General features: G+C 75.8%; 13 protein-coding genes. 6 read left to right on the forward strand and 7 right to left on the reverse strand.

What is annotated here, in order from left to right:
- Nucleotides 1-61 precede the first annotated feature (61 nt).
- On the forward strand, nt 62-1,135 hold the full coding sequence (locus ACN26Y_RS19545) for an SRPBCC domain-containing protein (protein ID WP_422733222.1): 1,074 nt from the start codon (nt 62-64) through the stop codon (nt 1,133-1,135).
- Between the two features lie 124 nt (nt 1,136-1,259).
- On the opposite strand, the gene ACN26Y_RS19550 is transcribed toward ACN26Y_RS19545, so the two are convergent.
- From ACN26Y_RS19550 to ACN26Y_RS19560, 3 genes are all read right to left on the reverse strand, one after another.
- Nucleotides 1,260-1,535, reverse strand: a complete 276-nt coding sequence (locus ACN26Y_RS19550; RefSeq protein WP_155331672.1) for a hypothetical protein — start codon at nt 1,533-1,535, stop codon at nt 1,260-1,262.
- Between the two features lie 12 nt (nt 1,536-1,547).
- On the reverse strand, nt 1,548-1,946 hold the full coding sequence (locus tag ACN26Y_RS19555; RefSeq protein ID WP_155331673.1) for a DUF2267 domain-containing protein: 399 nt from the start codon (nt 1,944-1,946) through the stop codon (nt 1,548-1,550).
- A 195-nt stretch (nt 1,947-2,141) separates the two neighbouring features.
- On the reverse strand, nt 2,142-3,626 hold the full coding sequence (locus tag ACN26Y_RS19560; protein ID WP_422733223.1) for a S1 family peptidase: 1,485 nt from the start codon (nt 3,624-3,626) through the stop codon (nt 2,142-2,144).
- 366 nt (nt 3,627-3,992) lie between these two features.
- Between ACN26Y_RS19560 and ACN26Y_RS19565 the strand changes: the two genes are divergently transcribed.
- From ACN26Y_RS19565 to ACN26Y_RS19575, 3 genes are all read left to right on the forward strand, one after another.
- Nucleotides 3,993-6,170 (forward strand): hypothetical protein, encoded by a 2,178-nt coding sequence (locus ACN26Y_RS19565; protein ID WP_422733224.1) that lies wholly within the window; start codon nt 3,993-3,995, stop codon nt 6,168-6,170.
- A 74-nt stretch (nt 6,171-6,244) separates the two neighbouring features.
- Entirely contained in the window at nt 6,245-6,658 is a 414-nt protein-coding gene (locus tag ACN26Y_RS19570) for a hypothetical protein (protein WP_155331675.1), read from the forward strand.
- 150 nt (nt 6,659-6,808) lie between these two features.
- Complete coding sequence (locus tag ACN26Y_RS19575; protein WP_155331676.1) at nt 6,809-7,306, forward strand: pyridoxamine 5'-phosphate oxidase family protein; 498 nt, start codon at nt 6,809-6,811, stop codon at nt 7,304-7,306.
- A gap of 3 nt (nt 7,307-7,309) precedes the next feature.
- Here the strand turns inward: ACN26Y_RS19575 and ACN26Y_RS19580 are convergent, their stop codons facing one another.
- Both ACN26Y_RS19580 and ACN26Y_RS19585 read right to left on the reverse strand, forming a co-directional pair.
- Nucleotides 7,310-8,032, reverse strand: coding sequence for a DUF2306 domain-containing protein (locus ACN26Y_RS19580; protein WP_422733225.1), 723 nt, complete (start codon nt 8,030-8,032; stop codon nt 7,310-7,312).
- 162 nt (nt 8,033-8,194) lie between these two features.
- Nucleotides 8,195-11,533: a BTAD domain-containing putative transcriptional regulator gene (locus ACN26Y_RS19585; RefSeq protein WP_422733226.1), complete on the reverse strand. Its 3,339-nt coding sequence runs from the start codon at nt 11,531-11,533 to the stop codon at nt 8,195-8,197.
- 207 nt (nt 11,534-11,740) lie between these two features.
- On the opposite strand from ACN26Y_RS19585, the gene ACN26Y_RS19590 reads away from it, so the two are divergent.
- Nucleotides 11,741-12,565, forward strand: coding sequence for an alpha/beta fold hydrolase (locus tag ACN26Y_RS19590; RefSeq protein ID WP_422734952.1), 825 nt, complete (start codon nt 11,741-11,743; stop codon nt 12,563-12,565).
- A 253-nt stretch (nt 12,566-12,818) separates the two neighbouring features.
- Complete coding sequence (locus ACN26Y_RS19595; RefSeq protein WP_422733227.1) at nt 12,819-14,378, forward strand: PP2C family protein-serine/threonine phosphatase; 1,560 nt, start codon at nt 12,819-12,821, stop codon at nt 14,376-14,378.
- A 6-nt stretch (nt 14,379-14,384) separates the two neighbouring features.
- Here ACN26Y_RS19595 and ACN26Y_RS19600 read toward each other — a convergent pair whose 3' ends face one another.
- Both ACN26Y_RS19600 and ACN26Y_RS19605 read right to left on the reverse strand, forming a co-directional pair.
- Entirely contained in the window at nt 14,385-14,813 is a 429-nt protein-coding gene (locus ACN26Y_RS19600) for an ATP-binding protein (protein WP_230688652.1), read from the reverse strand.
- Nucleotides 14,810-15,145 carry an STAS domain-containing protein gene (locus ACN26Y_RS19605; RefSeq protein ID WP_155331679.1) on the reverse strand — a complete coding sequence of 112 codons (336 nt, stop codon included), beginning with the start codon at nt 15,143-15,145 and terminating at the stop codon, nt 14,810-14,812. Before ACN26Y_RS19605 ends, ACN26Y_RS19600 begins: the two co-directional genes overlap by 4 nt.
- Between the last annotated feature and the right edge of the window lie 154 nt (nt 15,146-15,299).

Below are 15,299 nucleotides of genomic sequence, written 5' to 3' on the forward strand. Positions count from 1 at the left end.
CGACGCCGCCCGCGGTCCGCCCTCGGAACCGCCGGCCGCCGCCGGGGCGTACATTCCGACGGTGATCGAGATCGAGGTCGACGGCGAGCTGTTCCACCCGCCCACGCGGGTCTGGCAGGCGCTGGCCGACGCGGAGGTGGTCGGCCGCTGGTTCGCCGACGTCGAGGTCCCGTCCGGAGCGCTGGCGGGCCCCCGGCTCAGCACCGGCAACCTGCCGGGCTTCGAGGCCGCCGTCGACGTGACCGTGCTGGACCGCCAGCCGCCGCGGCGCCTGGCGATGCGGTGGCACGAGGCCGGTCGGCGGAGCGAGGTCACCTGCACCGTCACCCCTACCAGCGCCGGCTGCCGGTTGACGGTGCGCGAGGTCCTCGAGTACGGCGCCTGGTCGACCACCCTGCGCACCGACCGCGAGCGGTGCTACCAGCAGGCCCTGGGCGTCCGCCTGCCCGCCATCCTCGACTGGCTGGCCTTCCGGGAGGTGGACCTGCGGGCCGGCGACGCGGTCGGCGGCCCGCAGGTTCCGGGCGGAGCCCCGGCCGGCCCGGTGGTGGCCGCGCGGTCACGCCGCCGGTGGGCGACGATCGCCGTCGCGGCCGCCGGCACGCTCGTTGCCGGGGTGGCGCTGTGGGCGCTCGCACCGGCCGACCCGCGACCGGCCGGCGCCCTCGCCGATCCCGCACCCACACTCAGCGCCGGGCCGTCGGACGCACGGCCGTCGGCGGTGTCCGCGCCGTCGCGCCCCACCACCGGCGCGACCAGTCGGGCCGCCCGGCCCCGGGCCACACCCACGAAGAGCGCGACACCGAGCCCGTCGGTCAGCGCGTCCCCGGCGGTCCGGCTGACCGCCCGCTACGAGACAAGCTCGAAGCGGATCCTCGGATGGACGGGCGAGGTGGAGGTGACCAACCCCGGCGCCACTTCCGCCGCCTGGACCGTGGTGGTGACCCTGGCCCGCGACGCCGCCGTCGTCGACGCCGACGGTGCCACCTGGCGGCAGGAGGGGGCGGAGGCCACCTTCTCGGGTCCTCCGGTACCGGCGGGAGGGTCCGTGACCTTCACCTTCGACGTCCGCGGCACCCAACCGGCCGGGCCGGAGGCGTGCCGGGTGGGTGAGGCCGCCTGCACCGGAGTCTGAATGTCCGGGCGCGGCGTGCCGGCACCACGGCGTGCCGGTGCGGCCGGGAACGGCGACCGGCGCGGGCGGCGCGCGCACCGAGAAGGAGCGGCGCACGGCGGTGAACGGCGCCGTACCCGGGCGGTCAGTCCCGGCGGTCCTCGTCGGGCGTCGGGATCTCCAGGTTCTGTTCCTGGGCGTCCGCCGGGGTGACATCGCCTCCGGCGGCGTCGGCCAGGCCGGCCCCGGCGCTGGGCGGCGGCAGCGCGCCCTGCTCGGCCAGGTCCGCCTCGGACGCCTCCGGCACGGCGTCCGTCACCGCGTCGGCGGGGCCCACCTCCGTCTCGTCCTGCCGTTGCTCCTGGGCGTCCGCCGCCGTGGCCGTGGGCACCGGGTCGATGTCCTCCCGATCGGTCGTCATCCCGGCCCCCGGTCAGGCCTGCCGCCGGGCGTACGGCGCGGTCTGGTCGGCGACGTCGCCGTACTCCGCGGGCAACTGGGTGACCACCTGCTCGTACCCGGTGGGACCGAGGGCGTCCCGGAGGACGTCGAAGACGGCCGTCACCCCGTCCCGGGCGCGGTCGACGTCGACGTCGGCGCGGCCACTGACCCGTTCGACGAACACGTCGAGCCCGAACCGCTCGCCGGTCTCGCTGCCGCCGAAGGCGTACGCCCGCAGCCCGGCGGGGAGCTGGCTGGCCAGGTCACGTGCCTCGCCGCCGTCGATCCGTTCGGCCAGCGTGGTCAGGGTGGCCCGTGTGACGGCGGTGGCCTGCTCCGACGACATCCCGGACCGGGTCGCCACCAGGGCGAGGAACTCGTTGTCGTTCACCGTGCGGCCTTCCTCTCGGACGGGCCCGCTGAGTTCCCGGCGGCGACGTCGGCAAACGGGCCGCCCCGAACCGGAACGGCGAGCGCTCGGCGAGCGGCAACCGCCGACCGGCAGAGCGGCGGGGCGCGGATCGGAGGATCCACGCCCCGCCGTCACCGGCGTCGCCGTCCGGACGGGCCGGCGGCGGAGTGCCGGTCAGGGGTTGGTGATGCCCAGCGTGTAGCTGCCGGAACCGCTGTACGCGTGCACCTCGAAGCGGTAGTAGCCCGCGGTGCCGTTGTAGCTGATCGTCTCGTCCGGTCCGGGGCTGTACGAGCCGGCCACGTCGACCCACGTCGACCCGTTCCACTTCTGCAGGTAGAGGTCGAAGTCGACCCCGGTCGGCCCGTCGAGGCAACCGCGGTGGGTGCCGGAGACGGACGAGTAGTAGTAGCTGCCGTTCGGCTGGTAGCGGCTCTGCCCCGAGGAGATGCTGCCGGTGTAGGTGGCCTCGTAGCCGGTGCAGCCGGTCGGCGGCGGCGGCTCGCCGCCACCGCTGGTGCGCAGCGTCAGGCCGTACACCGAAAGGATCTCGTTGAGCGGCTGGAAGTAGGTGGTCCCGCCGGAGCTGCAGTTGCCGGAGCCGCCGGAGGTGACGCCCTGCGCCTGCTGCCCGGACAGCCACGACCCGCCGGAGTCGCCCGGCTCGGCGCAGGCGTTGGTGCGGGTCAGGCCGGTGACCGTACCCTGCGGGTAGTTGACGGTCTGGTTCTTGGCCTGGACCGAGCCGCAGCGCCAGCCGGTGGTCGAACCGGAGCGGCAGATCGCCGCGCCGACCGCGGCCTCGGTGGAGCCGGCCACCGTGACGTTGCCGCCGGAGTAGTTGTTCACCCAGGGCTGCGGGGTCCAGTTCGAGTTGGTCTGCACCCACGCGTAGTCGTTGCCGGGGAACGACGACCCGCGGAAGGTGCCCTGGGACACCTGGTTGTAGCCCTGGGTGGCGGTGCCGGTGGTGCCGCAGTGCCCGGCGGTGACGAACCCGCCGGTCACCGAGAAGCCGACCGAGCAGCGTCCGCCGCCCATGTAGTACGCGTCGCCGCCGCGGACGTCGTAGAACGTCCGCGGGGCCTCGGTGGTGCGGACGACCCGGATCGCGGCGGCGTCGACCCGGCTCGCCCGCACGAACGCCGTGGCGGCCCGGGTGTCGCCGCGGGCGAGCACCACGACGGTGTTGGTGGTGACGTCGACGTACCAGCCGGGGACCGACTCGGCGGGCGCCTTCGCGGCGTGGCGGTCCAGCGTCGACTTGACCCGGTCGAGTTGGACCCCGCTGCGGCCGACGATCGTCGCCCGCGCTCCGGCGGCCTTCACCCGGTCGGCCGCCGCCGCGCCGGTGACGGCGACGACGAGGCCGTCGGGGGTCAGCCAGCCGCCGGCGTACGCGGAACCGAGCGACCGGCGCAGGCTGGCGTCCGTGCGGCTGCCCTTCTCGTCGCGGGCGATGCGGGTGCGGGCCGCGTCGGCGGTCAGGCCGAGGTCGCGCTGCATCGCGGCGAGCATCTCCGACGACGCCGCCTCGGCCGGTGCGGCGGTGCTCGTGGTGGTGGCGGGCGACGCCGTGGCGGCGGACGGCACCGCGACGGCGATGGCGCCGGCGGGCAGCAGGACGGCTGCTGCCACGGCGGCGAGGCTTCGTCTCATTCATGGCCTCCTCGGGAGCGGCCGCGGCGTGGGGGTGACGCCGCGGGCGGGACGGTGTGGCCGTGCCCCGCCGGTCGCGCCCTCGGGGTCAGGGGCGCGGCGGCGGGCCCCGGTGCCTTTCGGGGTTGAGCCGGTCCGGGGCCGCTCCCCACGGCCCCGGCACCGGCCGGTCCGGCAGGCAGCGTCAACGTAACGAACTTCAATAGAATTTAATCAATATCGATTGGCTCATACCGCCGGTCGGAGAGCGCACGTCGGGAGATGCGGCCCCCCGCGCGGAGCGACCAGGATCCTCAGTGTCCGGGGCGGACCACCGGACACCGCCAGATCCGAAGGACCGTGCGACCCACATCGGAGGGCAGACACGTGCGTGGCACACCGCAACCGGCCCCGGCCCGGCGAACGGGGATCACGCTGGCGGGGCGGCTGGTCGCCGTCGGGTCGGCCGTCGCCCTGCTGCTCGGCGGGCAGCCGGCACCGGCCGGCGCGCGCCCCGCCGCTCCGCCGCCCGGCCCGGCGGCGCCGGCCACCGCGCCCGGCCACGTACAACCGACGCACGAGGTCACCCTGATCACCGGCGACCGGGTCCGCACCTCCGCCGACGGAACGCGGGTCACCGTCACCCGGGCGCCCGGGCGGGACGGCATCCGCTTCAGCAGCTACGGCACCGGCGAGCACCGGTACGTCGTACCGGAGGACGCCCGCCCGCTGGTGACCGGCGGGCTGCTGGACCGCCGGCTGTTCGACGTGACGGGCCTGGTCCGGGCGGGTTACCACGACGCCCGCCGCGCCGACCTGCCGCTGGTCGTGGCCGGCGACGGCGCCGACCTGCCCGGCGTGCGGGCGGTCCGCCGTCCGGACGCGTCCGGCGCCACCGCCGCCGTGCTGGCGAAGTCCGACGCGGGCCGGGCGTGGCACGCGATCACCTCGGGCGCCGCCCGGCGCATCTCGCTGGACGCACCCCAGGCCGACCCGGCCACGTCGCCCGCCGGCGTCACCGGCCGGAGGCCCGCCTCCCCGGCGCAGGACACGGAGACCCATCAGCTCACCGTCGCGCACCTCGACGCCGCCGGGCGGCCGACGACCCGGGCCGAGACCACCGTGTTCGATCGGGCCGGGGAGATCCGGGCCGTCCTGCACGGGACCGGGGACACCGCCACGGCACGGCTGCCGAAGGGCGACTACGTCCTCGTGGGCGACGTGGTCGACTTCGGACGGCCGGACGCCCCCTGGTACCGCCTGGTGCAGCCCCGGCTCACCCTGGACCGGGACGCCACCGTGACCGTCGACGCCCGCCGGGCGGCGCCGGTGACCACCACCGTGCCACGGGCCGAGGCCCGCCCGGTGCTGGTCGAACTCGGATTCGACCGGCCGGCGGCCGACGGCGCCGGGTTCCGGCTCTCGCTGATCGCCGACGACTTCGCCGGGCTGCACGCCGGGCACCTCGGCCCCGAGGTCGCCCCCGAGGAACTGACCTCCTACCTCTCCTCGACCTGGGCGGTCCCCGGCGCCCGCGGCGACTTCCGGAACAGCCCGTTCACCTACGGCCTGCTGAACACCCGGCGGGGCAGCTTCTTCACCGGTTTCCGACGGACGGTGTCGGACGCGGGCCTGGCGACCGTGAACTCCCGGCTCAACCAGCAGGTGCCGGGGCGGCAGGCGACCAAGTCGTTGTTCTCGATCGCCCCGGGCGTCACCGGCACGGTCGGCTCGCTGCTGCCGTACGACCTGCCGGCCCGGGTGACACACCGCCTCGACGCGAGCCCGGTGGAGTGGAGTGCCGCGTTCGGGGAGAACCGCCCCGACGGGAACGGGCTGCCGGCGGAGGTGACCGCGCTCGGCCAGGGCTACCAGACCTACCAGGCCGGCCGGGTGCACTCCGACCGCTGGAACGCGGCCGCCTTCGGGCCGCTCCTCGACTTCGCCGGCCACGCGGGCCGGCAGGGTGACCGGATGTGGTTCGGCGTCCCGATCTTCTCTGACCAGGACGGCCACCGTGGCGGTTCGCTCACCGACTCGGCGTCCACCCGCCTCTACCGCGGCGACCGGCTCGTCGGCGAGTCGGCCGCGGTCGACGTGACGGCGACCGTGGCGCCGGGGCCGGCGGCCTTCCGGGTGGAGAAGCGGACCACCCGGCCGTCCATCTCCGGGCTCTCCACCAGGATCGACGCGACCTGGACCTTCCGGTCGGAGGGATCCGGTGCGGGCACCGAGTGGCTGCCCATCTGGGTGGTCCGGTACGCGCCGACGGTCGACGATCGCAATCGGTCCCGGGCGATGCCGGTGACCGTCCTGCCGGTCACGTTGATCGCCCAGCCCGAGGCGCGGGTGGGCACCGTGCGGCGGCTGACCGTCCAGGTCTCCGGGGACCAGGGACGCACCTGGCGGTCGGCGCTGGTGGTACCGGCGGGCGACCGGGCGTACCGGGCGGTCTTCCGCACCCCGTCGAACGCCGCGAGCGTGTCGCTGCGCGCGACGCTCGTCGACTCCCACGGCAACCGCCTGACGCAGACCATCGTCGACGCGTACCCGTTGGTCCGGTGACGCCCCGCGGGCGGGCGCGCGGACACCCGTGCCGGCCCGCGGGGAGTGCACCGGCTGGACGAAGGAGCAGGGTCATGACGGACATCCGGAGAGTGGTGACGGTGGCGTCGCTGACCGCCGCGCTCGCCCTCGGTGGCGCGCCCGCCGCGGCGTACGCGGGGCCGGCGGTGGACGCGGCGACCACGGCAGCCGAGGCACCCGGGGCGGCCACCTGCGCGGCCGCGCCGAGCACCCCGGCGAAGACACCGCTCGGCGGGTTCGTGCGCAGCACCGCCCACAACACGTGCAGCTCGTACGCGGTCTTCTGGCTGCTGCGCTACGAGCCCGGCGGGTGGCGGACGGTGCTGGAGCGGTGGATGGAGCCGCACACGACGGCGCGGCTCGACGTCGACTGCCGGGGAACCGGCCCGCACACCTACCGGTCCGTCATGTGGGACCCGAACATGATGGGTTACCTGGCGTCCCCGGACGTGGTGATCGCCTGCTGACCTCGGACCCTCCACCGACGCCCCGGCGTGCCCCGCGCGGTCCGCCGGGGCGCGCCCGCGCCGGCGGCCCGCCGTTATGCGGCGGCCGAACGGCCGGGTTACTCTGCGTGCTGATCCCATCACCTGTCATCGTCAACGAAAGGGGAACCCATGGTCGACCGTGAGCCGGTCGCGGAACCGTCCTTCGCCAGCGAGGGCTCCACGCCGACGCCCTGGTCCCGGGCGCACGAACGGCTGGCGGAGGCGGGCGAGTTCTACCTGTCCACCGTCCGGCCGGACGGCCGGCCGCACGCCGTGCCGCTGCTCGGGATGTGGCTGGACGGCGCCATGTACTTCTGCTCCAGCGAGTCCGCCCAGAAGGTCCGGAACCTGGCCGCCAACCCGCAGTGCGTCCTCACCGCCGCCGGGCCCGACCTCGATCTCTCGATCGAGGGCACCGCGTCCCGGGTCACCGACAAGGAGACCCTGGAACGGGTGGCCGACGGCTACGGGACAAAGCACGGCTGGCCGGTGACCGTCGTCGACGGTGGACTGGACGGCGACGGCATCGGCCCGGCGCCGTACGTCGTCTACGAGGTGACTCCGGCGAAGGTGATCGGCATGGACAAGGAGGCCGGCTTCAACGTGACCCGCTGGCGGTTCGCCTAAGTCTCAACTGAACGCGGGGCGGGGCGGCCGGGCGGTGCGACGCACCCACCAGTGCGCGACGGCCAGGTTCACCAGCCAGCTGAGCCAACCGGCCGCCTCGCCCAGGACGATCGGGTTCACGGTGACCCCGGTCAGCGCGGACGTCAGGACGAAGATCCGTCCCCACAGCGTCTGCAGGGCGAAGGCGATGCTGTACGCCATCCAGCGGCGGTGTTCCGTGAAGCGTCGCCGGCGGGCCATGTGCAGGCCGACCAGGCTCGTGACGATCCACCCCACGGCCGCCAGCGCACTGCCGAGCAGCCCGACCGGTACCGCGGCGAACGGCATGAGGGCGAGCCCGAGCAGGGCGGAGGGGACCGCACCGGCGATCACGTAGAGCCGCCCGCTGGTCCGGTGCACGGCCGGGTACCGCTGCCGCAGCCAGGGCCACACCTGCAGGCACACCGTCACCAGTGCGATCGTGCCGAAGAAGATGTGCGCCACCACGACCGCGTAGTGGGCCGGGAAGTCCTCGTTCAGCACGACCCGGGACCGGCTCGGGTCGAGGCCCAGGTACGGCGGCAGGACGAACAGGAGGAAGGCGGCGTTGAGCACCACCAGCGGCACCACCCACGGCCGTCGCCACCAGCGGGGGGCGGGCGGCCGGGTACCGGTCCGGCCCGGCGTGCGTGGTGGCTGGTCCGCCCGCCTCGCCGGGCCATCGACCTCTTCGACGTACCGGGTCACCGTGGGCTCCTCCCCGGTCCCGGACCGGCACCCGCCGCCGGGCCTGCCTCGACCTCACGTGCCGTCCCCACCGTAGGTTTCCGGTCACCGGTCGTGCTTCTTCCACAGTGCTCGGTTCGGAGAACGGTCCGGTGCCGCGTCTCGGTGTGATCCGGAACCGGCTCAGCCGGCCGTCGCCGCGCGGGGAGCGGCACCGGCCACCCGGGCCGTCACCGCGGCGGCGGACCGGCGGTGGTCGGCGGCCTCGTCGGGCCGCCCCAGCGCGGCGGCCAGGGCCGCGAGATGGTCGGCGACCGGGCCGAGGGTGAGCAGGCCGCAGCCGGCGCCGGCCAGTTCGTCGGCGGCGGGGAGCAGGTCGGCGTACGTCCGTCGCATCGCGGCGCGGTCGTCCAGGATGAGCGCGGCCCGGGCGGCGAGGCAGAGCCGCGCCTCGCGGAGCAGGTCGTGCGGCGACTCCGGCAGCGCGCGCAGCGCGTCGGCGGCGCCGGCGGGACGCTCGGCGGCGAGCAGCGTCAGCGGGCGGACCCACGGTTCGTGCGGCCCCCACGCGTACCCCCGCCACTCGTCCGCGTGCACCCGCAGCGGGTCCACCTCGGCGGTGACCGGGCCGGCCAGGCGCAGCGACAGCAGCGCCAGGGGCAGCAGGCCGTCGTCCATACCGGACATGCCGGCGGACCGCAGGCCCGGCTCGGCGGCCCGGTACGCGGTCTCCGCCGCCGCCACGTCCCCGGTGACGGCGAGCCGCAGCGCGGTGTACCAGCGGGTGAACACGCCGACCAGCGGCAGGTCGTAGCGGTCAGCGAGCCGGTCGGCGGCGTCGGCGTGGGCGTCGGCGGCGTCGAGGTCGGCCAGCGCGCACCGCGCCTGGAGCAGGACGAGATGACCCAGGACCTCGAACGTCACCAGCTCGTGGCGGCGCGACAGGTCGACCAGTTCCGCCCCGACGGCGGCCCGCTGCGGGGCCAGGCCGGTCCGGGCGAACGTGTGCATGAAGCGGGCGTTGAGGGCGTACGCCAGCAGCGACGGGTTCCCCAGGCGTCGGGCGACGGCCTCGGCCTCGTCGGCGGCGCGGCGTCCCCGGTCACCGGTGGTGCCCCGTACCTCCAGGGCGAGCGTGCTCAGGAGGCGGCTGCGCTGTTCGGCCCGGTCGGCGGGCAGGGCGGCCAGGGCCGGCCCGATGGCCTCGACAACGCGCCGGGACAGGTCCTCGTCGTCGTTGCGGGTCCAGATCGCCGGCACGTCGAAGGCGGTGAGCACCCGGGCGGTCAGCTCCGGGTCGCCGGTCCGCTCGGCGTCGGTGAGGGCGGCGGCGCGGTGCCGGCGCGCCTCGGCCAGATGTCCGGTCACGGCGAGCGTGCGGCCCAGTCCCGTCAACGACGCCAGCCGGGCGCCCGGGTCGTCGCCGCCGATCCGCTGCTGGGCGGCGAGCGCCTCCTGCCACCAGCGGGTCGCCTGGTGCGGGCGCGACAGCCGTTCGGCGCGTTCCGCCGCGGCGGCGGCGTACCGGGCGGCGCGTGCGGCGGTGGCGCGGGTGCCGGCCCGGGCGAAGTGGTGGGCGAGCGTGGTGACGTCGCCCGGGTGCAGGCGTTCGACGGCCTCACCGGCGGCGGTGTGCCAACGGGCACGCCGCGGCGCGGACACGTCGCCGTACAGGGTGTCCCGCACCAGGACGTGGGTGAACCGCAACCGTCCCTCGGTGCCCCGCTCGGTCAGCAGGTCGGCGCGGACGGCGGCGTCGACCGCGTCCAGGACCACCGTCTCGTCCCCGGCCAGCGCGGTGAGGATCTCCGGATCCAGGTCCCGGCCGAGGACGGAGGCCTGCCTCAGCACCGTCCGCGCCGCCTCGGGCAGCTGGGCCAGCCGGTGCCGGACGACGTCGCGGACACCGGCCGGGACGATGTCCAGCGCCGCCGTTCCTTCGGCGGCGAGCAGCCGCGCCAGTTCCCGGACGTAGAACGGGTTGCCGCCGGTGCGCCGGTGCAGCAGCCGCACGGTGGACGGGGCGACGTCGGCCCCGGTCACGGCCCGGGCGAGGTCCCCGGTGGCCGGCTCGTCGAGGCCGTCGAGGTACACCCGGACGGGTTCGATCCGGGCGAGCCGGGCCAGCGTGGCGGTCAGCCCCGGCCCGATCCCGGTGGCGCGGAAGACTCCGACAACGAGCACCGGACCGGTGACCGGCTCCGGCTCGGTCAGCAGCGCGGCCAGCAGGTCGAGGGTGTCCTCGTCGGCCCGGTGCAGGTCGTCGAGGACCAGGAGGACCGGTCTCCGCGCGGCCGCCGCCGTCACGAGCGCCACGGCGGCGCGGTGTCGCCGGAACCGGGCCAGCGCCGGATCGTCGGCGTGCGACACGACGGTGGGCCCGTCGGGCACCTCGGGCGCCAGCGCCTCGGCGACCTGGGTCCACGGCCAGGCCGCCGGCGCGCCCTCGTACTCCGGGTTCCGGCCCCAGGCGGTGGCCCAGCCGGCGGGTCCCAGCCGCGCGGTGAGCGCTTCGGCCAGGGCCGTCTTGCCCGCCCCGGGGCCGCCGGAGAGCAGGGCGATCGCCGGCCGGCGCCCGCGGACGACGTCCTCGGCCGCCTGGCGGAGCCGGGCCTGCTCCGCGTCCCGGCCCACCAGCCCGCCCGGCCGGCCGGCGCCGGCCGGCGCGCCCGCCGGGGTGCCGGTGGCGGGCACGGTCGTGGTGACCCGACCGGTCCCGGCTGCCGGCGTGGGGAGGTCCAGGCCGGGCGCCTGGGTCAGGATGTCGGTCTCCAACCGGCGCAGCCGGCGGCTCGGATCCAGGCCCAGCTCCGCCGCCAGGGTCTCGCGGGCGCGGCGCAGCGCCGCCAGCGCGTCCGCCTGCCGACCCGACCGGTACAGCGCGGTGGCCCACAACCGCCACGCGTCCTCGCGTAACGGGCGGGCGCTGACGTGCTGCTCCAACTCGACGGCCGCCTCGGCGGACCGCCCCAGCGCCAACAGGGCCTCGCCGCGCCGTTCCGTCGCCAGCATCCGCAGCTCGTCCAGCCGGTTGATCTCGCCGCGCGCCCAGGGGGTGTCGGCGAACTCCGCGTACGCCGGCCCCCGCCACCAGGCCAGGGCCTCGGCCAGGTGGTCCGCCGCCGACGCCGCGTCCCCCTCGGCCAGCGACCGGCCCGACCCGGTGACGGCCGCCTCGAACCGCCACGCGTCCACGGCGTCGGCCGGTACCCGGAGCAGGTACCCGGGCGGCGTGGTCACCAGCAGCCGCCCCGGCTGCCGTGCCGGGCGCCCGGGCTCGAGTGCCCGGCGCAGGTCCGCGACGAAGGTGCGGATCGCGGCGACGGCGCCGTCCCCGGGCGTCTCCCACAGGTCGCCGACGAGCCGGTCGACCGGCACGACCCGGCCCCGGGCCACCAGCAGGCGGGCCAGCACCGCCCGCTGCCGCGGGCCCTTGAGGGGTACGGGTCCCCGCCGGTCGGCCACCTCCAGCGGCCCCAGCACCCGGAACGTCACCGCCGGTGCCCCTGCCAGCCCGGTCATGGCACCCACCCTATGCGCCGCCGATCGGTGCGCCCGGCGCTGGTCACGGCACTCATCCGACGCTCATCGGCTGCTCATCCCCCGGGGGCAGTGTCGATCCCGGCCGGCACCGCGCCGGCCTCCGACACGATCCCGAGCAGAGAGGTGTCCCCGGTGAAGCCGAGGATCGAAGGTTTCGACCACCAGCGCGTCACGGTCGGCGACGGCATGACGCTCCACGCGGCGGTCGGCGGCTCCGGCAGCCCCGTCGTCCTGCTGCACGGCTTTCCGCAGACCCACCTCATGTGGCGGCACGTGGCCGCCGACCTCGCCGCCGACCACACCGTGATCTGCCCCGACCTGCGGGGGTACGGCGAGAGCGACAAGCCCGCGGCGACCGACCGGTCGGTCTACTCGAAGCGCACGATGGCCGCGGACGTGGTCGCCCTCGCCCGCGCGCTGGGCCACGACCGCTTCGCCCTGGCCGGCCACGACCGGGGAGCCCTGGTCGCCGTCCGCGCCGGTCTGGACCACCCCGACGTGGTCACCCACCTCGCCGCGCTGGACGTCCTGCCGACGCTGGACATGTGGGAGGTGATGCGCGGCACCTCCGCCGCGATCGGCTTCCACCTCTACCTGATGGCGCAACCTCCCGGCCTGCCCGAGCAGCTGATCGGGGCCAGCCCCGACGCCTTCTTCGGTCACTTCCTGGACGTGTGGACGCGTGACCCGGACACCATCCCGGCGGACGTGCGGGACGCGTACCTGGCGGCCTCCCGGGCGGCGGTGCCGTCCATCGTCGCCGACTACCGGGCGTCCGCCGGCGTCGACGTCGAGCACGACGTCGCCGACCGCGCCGCCGGCACCCGCCTGCGGATGCCGGTGACCGTCCTGCAGCAGGACTGGGGAGCCGCCCTCGGCTTCGACGCCGCCGCCCGCTGGCGCGCGTGGGCGCCCGACCTGCGGCACACCACCGTCACCTGCGGCCACTTCATGGCGGAGGAGGCGCCCGCCGAGGTCGTCAAGGCCCTGCGGGCGCTGCTGGACCGGTAGGGCCGGGCACGCCACGCGGCGAACCCACCGGCCTGGGCTGGTCCACCACCGATCCGCCCCCGAACGCCCCCGCGCCGTCTGCGGGCGGGGTGTCCCGGTGACGGCGCGGCGGCGTTCGGGGGCGGACGACGACCGGATCGTGCGGTTCCCGCCGGTGTGGGAATGGTGGCTTCCGCGCGCCGTCTGACCCGTCGCGGTCGCCCCCGGAACGGCGCGCCCGCTGGCCGGCGCGGGGAGTGGTTAGGCTGCGCGCATGGCAGACGATGCCCTGCGGACCGGACCCACCGGGGTGGCGCCGCCGTCGCTGGACGAGCCGATCGTGGCGGCCGTCCGGCAGGTGCTGGCGGCGATCCCCGCCGGCTGCACGTGGCTGCTGCCGGTGGCGGGGCCCGACGACCAGGTCGTCGACTTCCGGATCGCGGCGACCAGTGACAAGGCGCGCGACGTCTACGGCCGGGGCGCCGGCCGGGTGGGGTCGCTGCTCAGCGAGCTGTATCCCACGATGGTCGGCGGACCGCTGTGGAAGGCGTACCTCCAGGTTCTGGCCACCGGCGTGCCGGACCGCCTGCCCGGCTTCCGGTACGAGGGCCGGCAGGCCGGTGTGGTCGCCGACTCGATGTTCGACGTCAGCGTGCACCGGGTCCTGGGTGGACTGCTGGTGTGGTGGCAGCGCCTCGACGAGTCCCGGCGCCGGCTGGAGCGTACGGAGCTCCTGGGCAGCCTGGGCTGGGCCGAGTACGACCTGGTGACCGGCCTCAGCGAATGGTCGCCGGGCATGTACCGGATCTTCGACCGGGACCCGGCTCTGGGGCCGATGTCCCGGGCCGAGCAGGCGGCCGCCGTCGTCGCCGAGGACGTGGGGCTGCGGGAGGCGGCCTGGCAGACGATGGACAGCGGCGTGGCCTCGGATGTCACCGTCCGGTTCCACACCGGCGACACGGTGAAGCACCTGCGGATCCTGTCCGACGTGGCGCGCGACGCCGACCGCGCCCCGGTGAAGGTCTACGCCGTGGTGCAGGACGTGACGGCCCGGGTGGACTCGCAGACCGCCATCGAGCGGCTCAGCGACCAGTTGCGCAGCCGGGAGATGACCGCGCTGGCGGAGCATCGCCTCGCCGGACAGTTGCAGAATCTCATCCAACCCGTACCCCGCGAGCCGTTCCCGCTCGCCGGGCTGGAGGTGCTCGTCGGTTACCTGCCGGCGGAGAGCGCCGTCCGGGTGGGTGGCGACTGGTACCACGCGCAGACCCTGCCGGACGGGCTGGTCGCGCTGGCGGTGGGCGACGTCGCGGGGCACGGCCTGGACGCGGCCAGCGGCATGGCCCACCTGCGGTACGCGCTGGTGGCCTGGCTGTCGATCGGCATCCGCGACCCCGGGGTGCTGCTCGGTCACATGAACCGGCTCTGCGGTCAGCTGGCCGTCACCGGCACCGCCGTGGTCGGACTGTACGCCCCGGCGAGCCGTACGCTGTCCTGGGCGCGGGCGGGTCACATGGCTCCGCTGCTGTCCCGGGCCGGGGCGACGAGCGAACTGGACCGGCCGGCCGGGCTGCTGCTCGGGGCGGACGCGGGCGCCGCCTACCCGGTGGCCACCGTCCGGTTGCGCGGTGACGACCTGCTGCTGTTCTACACCGACGGGCTTGTCGAGCGCCGGGTGGGCGACAATCCGGACCTGCTCGCCCCGGTGCTCAGGGGGCTGTCGGCCGTGTCCCGGGAGCCGGGCCCGCAAACCCTGCCGCGGCTGCGCGAGGTGCTGCACCGGCCCAGCCCCGACGACGACACCTGCACCCTGGCCGTCCGCGTGCTGCCCTGACCGTCGTCACCGGCGGAAGCGGACGCGTACCAGGGTGCCCTCCGGACTCGCCGAGACCGTCACCTCGTCGCAGATGCGGGCGACGATCGCCAGGCCCCGCCCCCGGATGGCGTCGGCCGCGGGCATCTCCCCGGCGACGCTGCGCAGGCCGCCCCGGTCCACGACGTCGCAGACCACGTCGTCGGCCGCCGTCCACACGCGTACCAGGCCACCGCCCTCGGTGTGCTGCAACGTGTTCGTCGCCAGCTCGCTGACCGCCAGCCCGAGCAGGTCGACCCGGGTGGGGGAGAGGCCGCCGGCGAGCGCCCGGGCGCGGACGAACGCGCGTACGGCCGCCAGGTCCTCCGGTCGGGCGTACGGCATCGACTCGGCCGGGGGCGAGGGTGCCGCGAGCTGGTGGTGGGCGGCGTCGCGCGCCGGTCGGCCGCTGGTCACCGCTGCTCCGAACCGTGATCGTCCGCCGGTTGGCGCAGCAGCTCGCCCACCCCGGTGAGGTCCAGGACGCGCGCGACACCGCCGACGGCGTTGACCACGTACAGCCGGCCGCCGGCGGCGAGTGCCGCGTGGTGGGCGGTGACCAGGCCGTGCACGCCGCTGGAGTCGAGGAAGTCCAGGCCGGCCGCGTCGACCACCACGACGGGGCTGTCGGCCACCGCCGCCAGCAGCACGGACGTCAACCGCTCGCGGACGGCGAGGTCGCACTCGCCGGACAACCAGACCGTGACACGCCCGGCGTCGCTGGACGTCGTCGCCTCGAAACGCGCCATGCGGCAGCTCGCCCTCCCTGAACGGCGACCGTGGCCGTTCGGGGACATGATGTCATTCACCGGCGCGCCGTTGCGGCCCGCGGCGACCGCTGGTCAGGAACTGTCCGCTTCACGACCTGCCGGCCGCCCGGTGGCGCGACGGATCGGGCCCTCC

This window comes from Micromonospora sp. WMMD558, assembly GCF_049315255.1.
GTDB lineage: Bacteria > Actinomycetota > Actinomycetes > Mycobacteriales > Micromonosporaceae > Micromonospora.

Coding starts and splice junctions, on each gene's coding strand:
- ACN26Y_RS19590 (WP_422734952.1), top strand. CDS start 11,741: ATGACGCTCCACGCGGCGGTCGGCGGCTCCGGCAGCCCCGTCGTCCTG.
- ACN26Y_RS19605 (WP_155331679.1), bottom strand. CDS start 15,145: ATGGCGCGTTTCGAGGCGACGACGTCCAGCGACGCCGGGCGTGTCACG.
- ACN26Y_RS19595 (WP_422733227.1), top strand. CDS start 12,819: ATGGCAGACGATGCCCTGCGGACCGGACCCACCGGGGTGGCGCCGCCG.
- ACN26Y_RS19570 (WP_155331675.1), top strand. CDS start 6,245: ATGACGGACATCCGGAGAGTGGTGACGGTGGCGTCGCTGACCGCCGCG.
- ACN26Y_RS19550 (WP_155331672.1), bottom strand. CDS start 1,535: ATGACGACCGATCGGGAGGACATCGACCCGGTGCCCACGGCCACGGCG.
- ACN26Y_RS19585 (WP_422733226.1), bottom strand. CDS start 11,533: ATGACCGGGCTGGCAGGGGCACCGGCGGTGACGTTCCGGGTGCTGGGG.
- ACN26Y_RS19560 (WP_422733223.1), bottom strand. CDS start 3,626: ATGAGACGAAGCCTCGCCGCCGTGGCAGCAGCCGTCCTGCTGCCCGCC.
- ACN26Y_RS19575 (WP_155331676.1), top strand. CDS start 6,809: ATGGTCGACCGTGAGCCGGTCGCGGAACCGTCCTTCGCCAGCGAGGGC.